This window comes from Coprococcus sp. RTP21281st1_F1_RTP21281_210402, from assembly GCF_040915325.1.
Classification (GTDB): domain Bacteria; phylum Bacillota; class Clostridia; order Lachnospirales; family Lachnospiraceae; genus Coprococcus; species Coprococcus aceti.
On the sequence record NZ_JBCPDQ010000009.1, the window covers coordinates 123,501 to 139,786 of the forward strand.

Annotated in this window: 11 protein-coding genes; 10 read left to right on the top strand and 1 reads right to left on the bottom strand. The window is 42.6% G+C overall.

From position 1 onward, the window contains the following. Positions 1-409 precede the first annotated feature (409 nt). Positions 410-1,252 carry a GIY-YIG nuclease family protein gene (locus tag AB5150_RS12805; protein ID WP_346998694.1) on the bottom strand — a complete coding sequence of 281 codons (843 nt, stop codon included), beginning with the start codon at positions 1,250-1,252 and terminating at the stop codon, positions 410-412. Positions 1,253-1,505: 253 nt separating this feature from the next. Here AB5150_RS12805 and AB5150_RS12810 point away from each other — a divergent pair, with 253 nt between their 5' ends. The 10 genes from AB5150_RS12810 to AB5150_RS12855 all read left to right on the top strand — a co-directional run bounded on the left by AB5150_RS12810 (position 1,506) and on the right by AB5150_RS12855 (position 16,266). Next, positions 1,506-4,484, top strand: coding sequence for a DUF3427 domain-containing protein (locus AB5150_RS12810; protein ID WP_368291983.1), 2,979 nt, complete (start codon positions 1,506-1,508; stop codon positions 4,482-4,484). Positions 4,485-4,496: 12 nt separating this feature from the next. Further along, a complete protein-coding gene (mutT, locus tag AB5150_RS12815; RefSeq protein ID WP_368291984.1) occupies positions 4,497-4,898 on the top strand; it encodes an 8-oxo-dGTP diphosphatase MutT in 402 nt (133 codons plus the stop codon). Between the two features lie 87 nt (positions 4,899-4,985). Then, a complete protein-coding gene (locus AB5150_RS12820; protein ID WP_368291986.1) occupies positions 4,986-8,474 on the top strand; it encodes a topoisomerase DNA-binding C4 zinc finger domain-containing protein in 3,489 nt (1,162 codons plus the stop codon). Between the two features lie 73 nt (positions 8,475-8,547). After that, the gene (locus tag AB5150_RS12825; RefSeq protein ID WP_015533465.1) at positions 8,548-9,315 is read left to right on the top strand and encodes a zinc ribbon domain-containing protein; all 768 of its coding nucleotides are present in this window, start codon (positions 8,548-8,550) and stop codon (positions 9,313-9,315) included. Positions 9,316-9,378: 63 nt separating this feature from the next. Continuing rightward, positions 9,379-11,055, top strand: coding sequence for a hypothetical protein (locus tag AB5150_RS12830; protein ID WP_368291987.1), 1,677 nt, complete (start codon positions 9,379-9,381; stop codon positions 11,053-11,055). Continuing rightward, a complete protein-coding gene (locus AB5150_RS12835; RefSeq protein ID WP_368291988.1) occupies positions 11,048-11,830 on the top strand; it encodes a TPM domain-containing protein in 783 nt (260 codons plus the stop codon). The genes AB5150_RS12830 and AB5150_RS12835 overlap by 8 nt, the downstream gene beginning before the upstream one ends. Positions 11,831-12,046: 216 nt before the next feature. Further along, positions 12,047-12,676, top strand: coding sequence for an RNA polymerase sigma factor (locus tag AB5150_RS12840; protein ID WP_368291989.1), 630 nt, complete (start codon positions 12,047-12,049; stop codon positions 12,674-12,676). A 161-nt stretch (positions 12,677-12,837) separates the two neighbouring features. Beyond that, positions 12,838-13,896 (top strand): lysylphosphatidylglycerol synthase transmembrane domain-containing protein, encoded by a 1,059-nt coding sequence (locus AB5150_RS12845; protein WP_022216301.1) that lies wholly within the window; start codon positions 12,838-12,840, stop codon positions 13,894-13,896. Then, complete coding sequence (locus AB5150_RS12850) at positions 13,859-14,155, top strand: hypothetical protein (RefSeq protein ID WP_015533463.1); 297 nt, start codon at positions 13,859-13,861, stop codon at positions 14,153-14,155. Before AB5150_RS12845 ends, AB5150_RS12850 begins: the two co-directional genes overlap by 38 nt. 92 nt (positions 14,156-14,247) lie before the next feature. Continuing rightward, positions 14,248-16,266, top strand: a complete 2,019-nt coding sequence (locus AB5150_RS12855) for a hybrid sensor histidine kinase/response regulator (RefSeq protein ID WP_015533462.1) — start codon at positions 14,248-14,250, stop codon at positions 16,264-16,266. The last annotated feature ends 20 nt before the right edge of the window (positions 16,267-16,286 follow it).

Genomic DNA, 16,286 nt, shown 5'->3' on the forward strand with positions numbered 1-16,286 from the left:
CTTCAGAAAGCCAGTGGAAATTATGTAATAGAAATAAAAACTGGGCATACTGCAAGCAAAACCTTAATTAATTCCGTTAGGTTTTGGCGTGGCAGAGCCGAGTTTGAGTAAAAAGGTAAATCCATACAAAGCCTGTATTTATGGGCTTTGTATGGATTTTTTAGATGGCGTTGGGGACGATTTGGGTACAAAAATATTGACCATTTGGAGGACAATGCTAAGTGGGAGTTTGTTTACTGTGTTGTGGATACAGTTAAATCTTCAAGAGATTACCCAAAGACCTTATTAACTCTGTTTTTCACAAGAGAAAAACTATTTCCGGCTTTTCTGATCAATCGTTGTACTGAAGGCTCAGCCAGGCTCGTATTTGACAACCTTGAAAAAGAATGGGAACCTATGAATTTAATTTTCAAAGTTTTTCTTCAATATCTTTGATTGATTTATGGTCTTCTGTTTTCCATTCGCTTCTTCCGTTTGCATTTCTTCCCATAACAATAGCAGCTGCCAATGAAGGGCTGGTAAAGATATAGTCTTTTGTAAAGCAGAAGTTTGAATCAATGATTCCCTTTTCAATAAGAGAAGTACGTAATTTGATTAGAGGTGCAGACATACTGGGCACGGTACTGGAAGCAATTTGGGAATCTTTAAAAACTGCAAAACCATCGGGAACAATAACACCTTTGGAGCTTGCGCCTCTTGCTCCCTTAATATAAAAGAGTAACTGTTTAGGTCCAGCTTTGATTGAGGAATCTTCGATGGAATCAAAAGTTTTATATCCCAAAGTGTTTACAAGTAATTTTGTATTACTAATAAATTCTGAAAGCATAGCTTCGTCGTATTCTGAAATGGATGAACATGTAGGAATTGTACTGTTTAACACGTTGGCACGCCCGGTATCCTGGGCGATATTGTAAAATTTGTTTTCAAGGTACTTTACATGTGCTTTATTTAGTAGGTTATCTTTACTTATTACTGCGATACAGTCGTTCCAGTAATCTTCTTTGAGATGCTGTTTGAGTCGTGTGAACATTTTTTCGGCTTCGCCTACATAGACCGTGTCAAAATTGCTTTCATCTTTACCGAATAAGAAGTATACGCCAGTGTTTTCCGAATCATTTCGTTTTGCAAATTCTGAAAGCTCATTTCGAGAAATTTTATATATACGGCCATTCCAATTGGAAAGTTCACACATGATACGTCCATTCGGATTGCCATCAAATATATACATTTGGATTGTTTTGCTAAATGCCATAGTGTTTACCTCAATTTCTGTTTATAATTGATGTTTCTGCATTCGTTGCAGAGGTTACAATGCTGAGTGCTTATAACGATAAGCTTTTGTTAAAAAAGAGTATATCATGTGGAAAATGTTATAACAATAAAAAGCTAAACAATGTAAGTTAATCAAAAATTCCTTTTACAATCCCACCATAATTTTTTCAAATCTCCCCATTCCCAATCTTTTATGATAAAATAAATCATACTATTTGAAATGGAGGACAACTATGATTCAGGATAAAACGCAGTTAGTACGTGACGGATTGGAAACTGCATATATCGATGGCAATATTGCATCTGAGATATCATATAAGCCGGGCTTTGTTTCAAATAATCATAGGGAAGGCAAGAAAGTTATTTCAGTCATAGAGAGTGAACTTCTAAAATGTGATAAGTTTCAGATAAGTGTGGCATTTATTACTTTGGGCGGTGTAACACCGCTTCTTCAGACGTTGAAAGAGCTTGAGAGAAAAGGGGTTCCAGGGGAGATATTGACCTCAAACTATTTGGATTTTAGTGAGCCTTTGGCTTTGGAGAAGTTGCATTCTCTGAAGAATATAAAGATTAGAATGTATGACACAAGATCTGCTAACAATGGCTTTCATACAAAGGGATATATATTCAGAGAGGATGAAATATACAGGATCATAATTGGCAGCTCAAATATTACCAGTGCCGCACTGACGACCAATAGAGAATGGAATACGAAGCTTGTCTCCACGGCACAGGGAGAGATGACAGAGGATATTTTAAGAGAATTTGACGAGTTATGGAACTCAGAATATGCTCTGGACTATGATGTGTTTTATGAGGAATATAAGCAGAGATACGATATAATCAAAGCTCAAAGGGAAATCGCTTCAGAGGGAAATGTTACCTCATTGGAGAGATATAAATTAAAACCAAACAGTATGCAGGTGAGATTTATTGCTAACCTTAAAGCTATATTGGAGAATGATGAGAAGAGAGCACTTCTTATAAGTGCCACTGGTACGGGAAAGACTTATGCGTCGGCATTTGCAATGCGTGAACTTGGATTTAAGAGAGTGTTATTTCTTGTTCATCGAGCGTCACTTGCTGTACAGGCAAAGAAATCGTATCAGAGAGTTTTCGGCAGTACGATTTCTGTAGGGTTGGTAGGTGCTGGCTATCATGAATACGATAGAGATTATATATTTGCCACTGTGGAGACGTTAAATAGGGATGTGCATTTGCAAATGTATGATCCAGCCGAGTTTGATTGTATTATTCTGGACGAGGCCCACCATAGCTCGGCAAATACATATCAGAAGGTTATGAATTACTTTACTCCACGTCTATTCCTTGGCATGACAGCTACGCCTGACAAGAGGAATGACAATGATTCTGGGGAAAATATTTATGAGATATTTAATCATCAGATAGCCTATGAGATTCGTCTGCAGCAGGCAATGGAAGAGGACTTGCTGTGTCCATTTCACTATTTTGGAATTACTGATTTATCCGTTGTACAGGATACCAAGTCAAAGAATCTATCAGAAGAAGATTTTAATAAATTGGTTTGTGACGAGCGTGTAAAGCATGTTATAGAGCAGTCGAATTACTATGGTTACAGCGGAGAACGTGTAAAGGGCCTGATATTTTGCAGCCGTAACCGGGAGTGTAAGGAACTTTCAAAAAAGTTCAACGAATTAGGATATAGGACAGTTGCACTCAGTGGTGAGGACTCAGAGATGGTTAGGCAGGATGCGTTTGAGAGACTTGCTATGGATGAGAGAGACGCAGCGGTAGATAAGACTCCTATAGATTATATTTTCTCTGTGGATGTCTTAAATGAAGGTGTTGATATTGTCGAGGTAAATCAGGTCATCATGTTGAGACCGACTCAGTCACCAATTGTTTTTATACAGCAATTGGGAAGAGGCCTTCGAAAAGCAGAGGGGAAAGAATACGTTGTAATCCTTGATTTTATTGGAAACTATAACAACAATTTCATGATACCGATTGCCTTATCAGGAGATAGAACATATAACAAAGATAATATCCGTAGATATGTCATGGAAGGTGAACGGATGATTCCTGGTGCATCTACGGTTCATTTTGATGAGGTTAGCAGAAAGAGAATTTTTGCGTCGGTTGATAACGCAAACTTTAGTGATATAAGGCTTATCAAAGAGAATTATACGAACCTCAAGAATAAACTTGGACGTATTCCCAGATTGAGGGATTTTGATGAATACGGCGAGATGGATGTTATTCGAATCTTTGATAACAACAGTCTCGGATCGTATTATAAGTTTTTAGTGAAATATGAGAAAGAATACAAGACTCGCTTGCCAGAGGGTGAAGAAAAAGTAATCGAATTTGTTTCTAAGAAATTGGCAAATGGAAAAAGAATTCAGGAACTTCAGATGTTGAAGAGAATACTTACATATGCCAGGGGTCTAGCTAAATTTGGTTTGTTTGCCGGCCTTTCAGAGGACATGAGGAAGTATGGAAAAGATGTCAGTCAGGATCAGAAGGAAAACATTGTAAATGTTATGACTAATGAATTCCCGGCTGGAGCGAGCAAGAAAACTTACGCGAAGTGCGTGTTTATTGAGAAAAAAGAAAACGATTATAGACCAACAAAGTCATTTTTACAAATGCTATCAAATGGCGAATTTTATGATATCCTTCAAGAACTTGTTGAATTTGGTATTAGCAGATACGAGCGTGATTATAGTAATACATATGATCAGACGGACTTTGTTTTGTACCAGAAATACACTTATGAGGATGTATGTCGTCTTCTAAATTGGGAGCAGAATGAAGTTCCGTTAAATATTGGTGGATATAAATATGACAGAAAGACGAAGACATTTCCTGTGTTCATCAATTATGATAAGGCAGAGGATATTAGTGACACCACGAAATATGAAGATCATTTTGTCCCGGGCTTCAGGAATCGATTGATAGCTATTTCGAAGTCTGGCAGAAGTTTACAATCAGAGGATGTACAGAATTTCCTTAAAGCGAAGGAAAGAGGAATTCATGTAGAGCTTTTTGTAAGAAAGAATAAAGATGATAAGATTTCTAAGGAGTTTTATTATCTTGGACATATGACAGCAAGTGGAAAAACTAAAGAATTCAAAATGGCGAACACAGAGAAAACAGCAGTGGAAATTGAATGGATACTTGATGTTCCAGTGCGTGAAGATATTTACGAGTACATTGTAAATTCTTAATTGGAGGATGTTATGAAGACAATAAGAGTAGTTGCTGCAGTAATTGTAAGAGAAAAAAACAACCAAAAGCAGATATTTGCAACCCAGAGAGGATACGGAGAACTTAAAGGGGGATGGGAATTCCCTGGAGGAAAAATAGAAGCTGGTGAAACTCCACAGGACGCTCTGGTCAGGGAGATAAACGAGGAAATGGATGCAAGGATAAATGTTGGAGAATTGCTTTATACTATCGAATATGATTATCCAGCTTTTCATTTGTCGATGGATTGTTTCTTGTGTGAGCTGGCAGCAGATCATTTAGAATTAAAAGAACACGAAGATGCGAAGTGGCTCACTATAGAGGAACTTGATTCGGTCGATTGGCTGCCGGCGGATGTGACACTGGTGGATAAGATAAAGGGTAAGCAAATGTAAAAACAGATTCAAAAGTGAGGTTATAAGAAAGATCGGAAGATATTTCAAGAAAGAAGATTAGGGGTTACACCACAAGGAGCACACCGAATGGAAAACAAACGAAAAAACGCAGTCCTGGAAATCTTAAACTACTGGAAAATCACAGAATTTCTAGGTCAGATCGACATTCCACAGGAAAGTACAGAGAACAAAAAGCTAATTAAGAATATTAAGAATGGCAAAGAAGTTAAGGCAGAGAAGATCGAGGTCTTCCTTGATTTGCCAGTTTTGTCGGCTTCTGATATAGATCTGGAAATGATCCTGGAAAATGACAGGGACGACTATGCGAAGTTTCCTACGGTTGGTGAAGAGATCCATTTTTGCCTGGGAAAGGTAGAGCGGAACACAGTAGTTGATTATCTTGAGAAGTTTATAGAGGATAAATCCGATAATCCTGAGATAGCTTATCCGAAAAAGAGCGCGATCGCATGGTGCTCATTCAAGACAGATACGAAAGGTGTGTATCTTAAGAACAGTTTCCAGCTGTCATCGATACTGTGGGCAGTTGCCAAGTGGGATGAGTCAAGAGCACATAATAGTCATGACTTTTCTCTCGATACTAACGAGTATGAAGAACTTGTTGGAGAGATCGATGAGGAACTGCAGGACCAGAATGTCGATGAGTTCATTTCAACCATATATGAAAAGATTTTTAACGAGTATGTGAAACACAGGTTCTTAGATGATCCTCAGGAATCGATGGGAATTGCCGAATACAACAGGTATGCGAGCGAACAGGTCAGAGATGCGGACGAAGACACATTTGACTATGCGGATCAGGGTAAAAGCTTCTTTTTGAATGACATTATCCAGTTGTCAGAGCTGGTGCAGAACGGGAACTTTGGCGAGGGGAATGAATATGAGAAGAAAGTGATCGAGTACATCCTGGCAGGATATGAAAAGTCGAAAGGCCTAGACGATTTACCGAGAACGATCATCTCGCCGGATGCGGGAAAAAGTGAGATGAAGTTGTTCTTTGACAGAATTCTTAACGTTACAAATTCGCCAAGGGGTAAATGGCCGGCCAAATATATGCCGGCGTTGATGCAGCAGGTTGCAGTCAATATTGCAATCAGACAGGACGGGGATGCTCCAGTTTTTTCTGTAAACGGACCTCCCGGAACGGGAAAGACTACATTGCTCAAGGAGATCGTGGCAAGCAATATTGTTGAGCGTGCCAGACTCCTCGCTGAGAATGCAGAAGATCCAGACTCTTTATTTGAAATGCATTCATTTTCGCATGGACCGCTAGAGGCAAATGCGAATGCCTATTACCAGTATGCGCCTCATTATTATTCGATAAATGTTGATGAGATCAACAATTATAGTATGCTGGTCGCGTCATGTAACAATGCGGCGGTGGAAAATATCACGATAGACCTTCCGAAGGAGGGGGATATACTTGACAGTTTGGAGTCGTCTGGGGATGACGAAGAGGAGATCTGCTGCGGTCTGGATGAGGTTCATGATTTGTTTGATATCAACAAGTCAGGTGATGTGGAGACTATAACCAGATACGGAAAGAGCCGAGAAGAGAAGGATATTTATTTTACGCGTTATGCGGATAAACTTTTAGGCGGAGCCGACTGCTGGGGCCTTATATCCGCTCCGTTTGGCAGAAAGGCAAATATCCGTAAGTATTGCAATTCGGTCCTGAAGCCATTTGTGGAGGACTATAAATCGAATGGTGTCAGAGAGCAGCATAAGGCAAAATATCTGGAGGTAAGAAAAAAGTTTTTATCTCAATATAAACTGGTGGAAAGCCTGCGAAATGAGTTGGAACAGATCTGTGCTCTGGCAAGTTCGGTTCCTGTGGAGTTGCAGGAAAATGCACCAGAGGATTTGTCATGTGAAATAAGTGATGTGGAAAGAAAGCGGCAGATGTTTGAGCGTCAGTTATTTGCTGAACAAAAAGAGCTGATCGAGCTTGAGGAAAGCAGACCGAAGGGATTGTTCGCAAGGCGTAAGGATACATCCGCAAGAGATATATTCATTCAGGAGAAGAAAGCAACAATATCAAAACTTAATGGAGAGATAACTTCTTTGAACAACAGGATATCAGGCCTGCAGAATCTTCAGGAATACCAGCGGTGTATTTCAAAATACTCGCATGGGCAGATGAAGATGACCCCGGTGGACGCTGCATTTATGGAACGTTATGTATCCGAGGACGACAGGCTGTCAACAAAAGCACAGATAACCAATCCATGGTTTACCGCCCAGTACAATAGAGAGCGTGAAAAGTTATTCCTGTATGCATGTAAGCTGCACAAAGAATTTGTCATTTCTTCAAAATGCATGCGGCATAATATCATCAACCTGATGATTGCGTGGAATGTGTTTGATGATTGTGGTGAGAGGATGAAGCTTGCAGACAGAGAAGAAGCCATGCCGTACATGCTTCAGAGCATTTTCCTGCTCACCCCTGTGATATCCACAACATTTGCTTCTGCGCAGACATTTCTGGGCGATGTGAAGAAAAGCGGAGTGCTTGGAACTCTTATCGTCGATGAGGCGGGACAGGCACAGCCGCAGATGGCGGTTGGTGCGATGTTTAGGTGTAGAAAGGCGATCATAGTCGGAGATCCAAAGCAGATCGAGCCTGTGGTTACCGCAGAGACTGACATGATAAAACAGCTGCTTACCGCAGAGATATTGGCAGGTTACAAGGATAAGAAAATCTCTGTGCAGGCATTTGCTGACTATATAAATCCGTATGGAACTTATCTTGGAAAAGATGAGGAGAAAGAGTGGGTAGGCTGCCCGTTGGTAGTCCATAGGCGCTGCATTGACCCGATGTACACAATCTCAAATGTGCTTTCATATGATGGAACTATGAAGCAGCAGACGGCAGCACCTAAGGCTGATAGGGCAAAGACATTTATTTTGGACAAGAGCTGTTGGATAGATGTAGCCGGTGCTGAGAATTCGGGCAAGAAGGATCATTTTGTCAAGGCACAGGGGGAGCTTGTTCTGAAACTACTGGAGAGAAAATTTGAACGGGATACTATCGATATTCCGAGGCTGTTTATCATCACACCATTTACATCGGTCAAAGAGGGAATGCTGGAGATGATAAAGAAATCGGAGTTATATGGAAAAGAGCCAAGAGTTAGAAAATGGCTTAATGCAAATAACATTGGAACAGTTCACACTTTCCAGGGCCAGGGAACGGATGAGGTTATATTCCTACTCGGATGCGACAGCAAATCTATGGGAGCAGTCAACTGGGTGAACAATAATATCGTCAATGTTGCAGCGACAAGGGCGAAGTTTAGATTTTACATGATAGGAGATAAGGCGGTATGGACTTGCAGGCCGGTGAGGGTTGCGAGAGAATGCACAGCAGAGATACTAACAGATAAAGAGGTTGCTGAGCTGCTTGGCGATAAGACCGAAGATGCTAAGTCTGCACCTGCAAAGATGTCTATGATATGCCCGGAATGCGGGGAAAAGCTGGTTGAGAGATCTGGAAAATTCGGCAAATTCATAGGCTGCTCGGGCTTCCCGAAATGCCGGTTTACGCAGTCGGTATAGGAACAGAGCAACACCCCGTTGCTTTCCCCAATCCCCTTAATCTGTTATGATATCCATAACGGAGGTGAGTACAATGGAGACAAAGGATGTTATATTAGAACTTCGAACCAAACGGGGATTATCCCAGGATGACCTGGCAGAGAAAGTCATGGTCACAAGGCAGGCGGTATCGCGCTGGGAGAATGGCGAGACGGTGCCGAACACAGATACGCTTAAGCTCCTTTCAAAGGAGCTGGACGTATCAATAAATACACTGCTGGGGACACCGAGAAAACTCATTTGTCAGTGCTGCGGAATGCCCATTGAGGACGATAACATTATGGGACGTGACAGCGACGGTTCACTGAACGAGGATTACTGCAAATGGTGTTATGCCGACGGCACCTATACCTATAGCAATATGGATGATCTGATCGATGTATGTGTGAAGAATATGGTGGGGGAGAACTTTTCCGAGGAGCAGGCCAGAGAATATTTGAAAGAGATGCTGCCGAAACTTGACTATTGGAAGCGTTATGAGCAGTTAAGTGACAATGGCCAGTTTGAGGTATTTAAAGGTAAGCTTATAGATGAGATAAATGCCCTTCAGATAGAGGGGATGCCTCATCTTGAAAGACTTAATGCGCTTGTTGGCAAATATGTGAATCTCGAGTATCGTCTGCCAAATGGCATGAATGTCAGATTCCTTGATGACGAGAAGACATATCTGGGAAATCAGCTGGAATGCGAGTTCGGTGGAGACAGATGTTTTGGGGTCCTGGCGGATATGGATTTTATATTGATATCGACATATGAGGCGGAAGGGACAAATCCGGAACTGGTTCTATATAAAAAGAGGTAGTATAATGAGTTAGGTTATTTCGTCAATAATCTTTCACAATTTATATTACAGGGGGAAATACATATGATACAATGTGCCGGATGTGGCAGCAATCTGGTATATGATATAGCAAGAAAGAAAATGTACTGCAAAGCATGTGGAAATGAATACGAGCCGGAGAGTGTCGACAAGGATGAGGACAGCGAGGAACGCAAGCTTATGGAACTTACTGTATTCATTTGTCCGCAGTGTGGTGGGGAGATATACAGTACAGATGAATCAGCGACGGGATTCTGCAGTTACTGCGGGGCAGCGACTATGCTTTCCAGCCGGCTGAAAAGCGAGAGAAGACCGGATTATGTGATACCGTTTGCGGTGACGAAGGACATGTGCAAGGCATCATATGCCACAGTCATGAAGAGGGCGATATACGCTCCGAACAGGCTGAAACACAGACGAAATGTGCAGGAGTTTCGTGGAATCTACATGCCGTATTGGCTGTGTGATGTTGACCAGAAAGGTAAAACAGCTGTCAGGGCGACGGACAGCTATAGCTCAGGGGTTGATACAGTCAGTCATACATATAATGTAAGATGCTTTGCGGATAATCATTATGAGAATATAACCATGGATGCATCATCGCTGTTTCCGGATGATCTCAGCAGTAAGGTGGCACCATTTGACTCGGCGGATATGAAACCATTTTCCATGGGATATTTGAGCGGGTTCTACGCGGATCTGCCGGATGTGGATTATGGTGTGTACAGGGATAAGATAGCGCAGGTGACAGGTGATATGGCGTATGATGTGATGATGAGTAAGATAAAGCATCATCTATGTACATACGATGCTATCGGTGAACCGGAGGAGCCATTGTCAGAAACGATGGATATAAAGATCACTGGAGCAAAGACCGGGTTGTTTCCTGTGTGGCTTTTGTCATACAAGAACGGTAAGCGTATTGCATATGCAGCGGTAAATGGCAGCACAGGAAAAGTGGCTGCGGATATACCGCTTGATATCGGCAAGTTCCTGCTGGGATGCCTGATAGGAGTGGCTCCATTATACTTTTTGCTGAACTTATTTCTTACGGTGAGACCTGGTGTTCTGCTCGCATTTGTATCTGCGATAGGTGCGCTTGTGACCATGATATATTGCGATGAGATGGAGAAGATAGCGGATGTAGAGACACATGAAAATGATGTGGGATTCTTCGCAAGGCATACACTCAATGTAAAGAAAAGTGGAGGCAGGAAGAAAAAACTACAAATAAAAAAGCTACAAACAAAAAAGCCACAAAAAAATACAAAAAGAAAATTAAAAAATAAGATAACTTCATTTATAAAGTTTTCTTGTTTTCTTGAAGTCATACAGCTGATAGCATGCATGATATTATTTTTCTGCCTGAAGTTTGGAATAAATCCTTTATTTTTTAACTGGGATATTATGGGAAAGGCCAGTTATGTTGTGGCGGGCATCTCGTGTCTGGTTGCCATTTATGGAGCAGTAAAAGGCATAGCAAATGTGAGGAGAGTAAAAAGAAAAAGTGGCACCATGGGATTATTTATTGCATTTGCCACCATTCTGTCTGTAGCGGTCGTGTTGATAAAACCGGTTATGGACAAGTATTATTATGGATGCGTGCTTCTGGTGTGTGCTGCCACTATTCTGACGCTTATAGATCTGGTTATCAGCCACAACCGACTGTCCACAAGACCACTTCCACAGTTTGAGTACAAGGGAGGTGATCATCGTGCCTAGATCGGTAATTGACAGAGTGATGATCACTGTAATGATCACGCTGCTGTTTCTGGTTGTGGGATGCAACGGTGCAGTGACTGTCCACGCATCTGAAAATGATCAGGATGATTCGTACAGTTACCACTATAAAGTGAGAATCAAGGATTATGCAGATGTGTTGACTAAAAGTCAGGAAGCACAATTGACGGAGACTATGCAGGAGACGGCCCGTTACTGCAATGTGTTCTGCGAGACATCGGATTTTATATTTGGTTCTTCAGCGGACTACGCTGAGTCTGCCTATAAAAGAGAATTGGATACTAGGAATGGTGTTATGTTCCTCATTGATATGTGCAATAGACAGATATACATCTATTCGTATGGTGAACCATACAGGATCATCACTAAGACAAATGCGTATACGATAACAGACAATGTATATGAGTATGCGAGTGAAGAGAAATACTTTGAGTGCGCAAATGAGGCATTCAGGCAGATAAATACGCTGCTGGCTGGAGAAGAGATAAGCCGTCCCATGAAGCATATCAGCAATATACTTCTTGCAATAATATTTTCTATATTGCTTAATTATCTTCTGCTGAAGAAGACGTCAAAGGTATATGACATGGGTTCAAAAAATCTGCTTACCGGTACAAAGGTTTCATATAACATGAATCAGAAATATGATATGATCAGTGAAACGAGAAGTACAAGATCTGGATCCGGCGGTCATGGCGGAATCGGCGGCGGTGGATTCGGAGGCGTCGGCGGTGGCGGTGGAGGCCACAGCTTCTAGTCAAAGAGAAGAAAATCTGACAAAATATAAATGATGAAAAATGCTGTGAAGAATTTTCGAAATTCACAGCATTTTATTTTCATAAGGAGGGACCCACGTAAGTGGGAGGATTCCTTGTGAAGTACGCAGACGCCGCGCGAAGCGCCTTACATGCGTCTGCTCCTTTTGTAACGTTTTTCAATTATACTGGTCTTATATGTGAAGGGAGGTAAAAACTTGGCGTCAGGAAAAGAAAAAAATGGAATAGATGAAATATACGAAAAGTACTACAAAGACGTATATCGTTTTGTGCTGGCACTGTCTAAGAATCCCCACATAGCCGAAGACATAACACAGGAGACATTTGTTAAAGCGATAAAAGCTGTGGATCGGTTCAAAGGAGACTGTGATATAAAGGTCTGGCTCTGTCAGATAGCCAAGAATACATACTTTACATATGCGGGCAAACAGAACCGGGAGCAGGTGGATGGTGACGCGGTAAATAACCGGTCAGAGTCACAGGCTGCACTTATGGGGGCTGCGGAGTATGATCTCATATCTGAGTCGGTTGAGGATAGCGGCGTATTCAAATTCTATCTCGGGGAGCAGGGGCTGACATCACTTGATATATTTGGAAATGCAAGGTCGTGGATGTCAAGTGAGGCGTATCAGAGCTTTGGAGGATATAGAGAGGGCGTGGCTGTCCCTCAGACAGAACATAAGGATACAGGCAGTTCAGATATATACTATGGCGATGATGAGCCAAGAGTTATAAATAAGATTGTGTATTGTCACAAGGATGGAACCGAGGTTGCCACTCTCTGGGAGGAGAACCAGAATCTGCCGATCCTGAACAGTGAAAAATAGAATGTGTATGCCACATAAAACTCACATTACAAATAATTAAAGTAAAAACCACCCTTTTTTGCCATTTAATTGAATGATCCATGATATACTAGCATTGTGCATGACGTTCACGCTGTATTTAAAGGGGTATTGCCCCAGTTATGAAAAGGATAGTAAGCTAAATGGGAAATAAGAAAAAGATGGTGTTCAACGTATTGTTCCTGGTTCTCATATTTGCCGGAACGATATACGGAGTGTTTCACGGCGAGGATATAGGACAGATATCTGATATACTTCAGACGGTGAATCCTTGGTGGCTCATACCGGGAGTGGTATGTGTTGTGGTATTTATATGGGGAGAATCAATTATCATTCATTATATGATGCGAAATCTTGGAGTGAAGGTAGGCAGGGGAACCTGTTTCCTGTTCTCGTCGGTTGGATTCTTCTTTAGCTGTATTACACCATCTGCATCAGGCGGACAGCCGGCGCAGATATATTATATGAAGAAAAAGAAGATACCGATCCCGGTGTCCACACAGGTACTGCTCATAGTGACGATCACGTACAAGCTGGTACTGGTGCTTCTGGGACTTGGAATCGCTATATTTGGACAGAAGTTTATACATACTTATATAGATGATGTGCAGTGGGTGTTCTATCTGGGACTTGTGCTGAACGTGGTGTGTGTGGCAGGTATGGTGCTGTTCGCATTCCATCCGTCACTTGCCAAGGCATTTGTTGTGAAGGGCAGCAGACTTCTTGAGAAGATGAGATTCCTGAGACACAAGAAGTCCCGTGAGGAAAAGCTTGCAGCATCGATGGAGAAATACAACCAGACTGCGGATTATATGATGGGACATTTCGGGATGCTGGTGGTAGTGTTCATTATAACAGTTGTGCAAAGATTCTCACTATTTGCAGCGACATGGTTTGTGTACAAGGCATTCGGACTTGCGGGGGCATCTGCAGGACTTATCATACTGATGCAGGGAGCTATAGCTGTTGCGGTCGATATGCTTCCACTTCCAGGTGGTATGGGAATCAGTGAGAAGCTGTTCATGGAGATGTTTTTGCCGATATTTGGAAGCAAATTGTTGCTGCCGGGTATGATACTCAGCAGAGGTCTGGGATATTACACGGAGCTGATAATCAGTGCGGTATTTACGATTGTGGCAAATTTTGTGATTGGGAGAAAGACTGATGAAACCAAGATCAGAGATGAGCATGGAGCTCTATGAGATGATGCTTGACCGGGGATATCCCGAGGAGTTCTGTGATCTCATATCAAAGAATCTGAATACGGATTTTACGGCGGGCAGGATGATGGGCTATCTGTCGCATTATCAGGAGCTGCCTCTTGAGGAGATTGTGGATGAGATGTTGTCCATTCTCGCAGACCGGAACCGTATCATGCAGAAGAAGCAGCTTGAGAGCAACAATGCCGAGTGGAACCGTTTTCTGGAGGAAGGCTTCGGACTGGATGAAGATGATGAATAATCTTTATAATAGTTGAGTTACTTAACTGGTAAAATCTGTCGTTATATGGTACAAATATTTATAGAAAAGTATATGGAAAAAGGATTGATATAATGACGGAAAATGAAGCTAATCAGAGCGCTGAGGAACAGGAGAAAAAGGTACAGAGTGAGATAGAAGAGACCCTGGCCGGGGCCGGTATTGGTATGTGGACCATGGTGCTCATGAACGACGGCAGATCCATGCTGTATGCGAACAAGAAGATGAACGCTCTTCTTGGAACGACTGATGATCTGTCGCCTGAAGATAGATATGTAAAGTGGATAGCAGGCATTACTGAGGAGTCACAGCAGGCCACCGCTGAATACATGGAGACCATAAGACGCGACGGCAAGGCTGAGGTTATATATACCTGGATGCATCCAACCAGAGGACTGTTGCACATAAGATGTGGCGGTGTTCGGGACAGGAGTTTTACCGATGGCATCAAAGTCAGAGGCTACCATCAGGATATAACCGCTGTGCGCAATGCGGAACAGGCTCACAAGGAGGAACTCCGGGAGCAGGATTCGGTTATCGAGGCTGTTAGCAGCATATATTTTATTGTGTGGATATTCAATCTTCAGACCGGTAAGGTGCGGGTTATCAAGGAAGGTGATACCTTCAGAAAGCCGGCACAGAATGCGGATTACGAAGCAGGAAAGACAATAGAAAATGTGATAAATGACTGTGTGGTTGAAGAGGATCGTGAGCAGATGCGCAGATTCTACAATCTGGACAGGCTGGCGGAGAAACTCAGGACGGAGAAGAGCGTCAGTAAGGATTTCCGGGACACTTTATATGGCTGGTGCCGTATAACGGCGATTCCAGTCAGGACGGATGAGGAGAGTGAACTCACCCGTATACTCATAGGTGTTCAGGAGATCGACGAGGAGAAGAAGGAGGAGATCCGTGCCCAGAAGCTGCTTGCCGAAGCTTACGAAGAGGCCAAGCGTGCAAATACAGCGAAGACGGAATTTCTTTCACGCATGTCACACGACATAAGAACACCTATCAACGGAATCCTTGGAATGTCACGAATTGCCGAACAGTGCATAGATGACAGGGACAGAGTGATGGATGCGCTGTCCAAGATAGATGATGCTGGAAAACAGCTTGAACTGCTCATCAACGATGTGCTTGATATGAGCAGACTTGAGAGCGGAAGAACGGAGCTCACCAGTGAACCGTTTGACATAATAAAGGTTTTGAGAAGTGGATATGATCCAATCCTGGTCATGGCACAGGAGAACGATGTGAAGCTTAAGGGTGCTCATTTCAATATAAAGCACAACATGGTTATAGGCAGTCCGCTTCATCTTCAGCGGATCTCTCTCAATATACTGACAAATGCCATCAAGTACAACAAGCCGGGCGGAACGGTAGAGGCGTGGATGGACGAGATCCCTGTAGACGGCAGGCATTCCAATTATGTGTTCAGGATAGCTGACACAGGAGTTGGAATGAGCCAGGAGTTCATCAGCCACCTGTTTGAGCCATTTTCAAGGGAGCACACTGATGCGGGAACAAAGTATCAGGGAACAGGTCTTGGCATGGCTATTACCAAGGAGCTTCTCGACCTCATGGGTGGAAGCATAGAGGTTGATAGTAAGCCGGGTGTGGGTTCTACATTTACCATGAAGATACCATTTGAGATCTGTACAGATGTCGTTGAGCCGGAGAAGCCAGAGGATCACGAGGCAGTCAGACTTGATGGAATGAAGATACTGCTGGTTGAGGACAATTCGCTCAACATGGAGATAGCAACATTTATGGTGGAGACGGCTGGTGCTGTTGCCACAACTGCGGCAAATGGCCGTGAGGCTGTTGAGATATACAGATCACATCCGGCTGGAAGCTTCGATGTGATACTCATGGATGTGATGATGCCGGAGATGGATGGCCTTGAGGCCACCAGGCAGATAAGAAGCTCAGACCTTGAGGATGCCGGAACCATTCCGATCATTGCCATGACTGCAAATGTATTCGCAGAGGATGTGAAGAAGTGCAAGGCGGCGGGCATGAATGAGCACATAGCAAAGCCACTTGATGAGGATAAGGCATTACATATAATTGCGGGATACAGACATTAAACACAATAAGATACACGATT

Excerpts from the sequence above, each read along its gene's own strand:
- AB5150_RS12805 (WP_346998694.1), bottom strand. The coding sequence starts at position 1,252 with ATGGCATTTAGCAAAACAATCCAAATGTATATATTTGATGGCAATCCG.
- AB5150_RS12810 (WP_368291983.1), top strand. The coding sequence starts at position 1,506 with ATGATTCAGGATAAAACGCAGTTAGTACGTGACGGATTGGAAACTGCA.
- mutT (WP_368291984.1), top strand. The coding sequence starts at position 4,497 with ATGAAGACAATAAGAGTAGTTGCTGCAGTAATTGTAAGAGAAAAAAAC.
- AB5150_RS12820 (WP_368291986.1), top strand. The coding sequence starts at position 4,986 with ATGGAAAACAAACGAAAAAACGCAGTCCTGGAAATCTTAAACTACTGG.
- AB5150_RS12825 (WP_015533465.1), top strand. The coding sequence starts at position 8,548 with ATGGAGACAAAGGATGTTATATTAGAACTTCGAACCAAACGGGGATTA.
- AB5150_RS12830 (WP_368291987.1), top strand. The coding sequence starts at position 9,379 with ATGATACAATGTGCCGGATGTGGCAGCAATCTGGTATATGATATAGCA.
- AB5150_RS12845 (WP_022216301.1), top strand. The coding sequence starts at position 12,838 with ATGGGAAATAAGAAAAAGATGGTGTTCAACGTATTGTTCCTGGTTCTC.
- AB5150_RS12850 (WP_015533463.1), top strand. The coding sequence starts at position 13,859 with ATGAAACCAAGATCAGAGATGAGCATGGAGCTCTATGAGATGATGCTT.
- AB5150_RS12855 (WP_015533462.1), top strand. The coding sequence starts at position 14,248 with ATGACGGAAAATGAAGCTAATCAGAGCGCTGAGGAACAGGAGAAAAAG.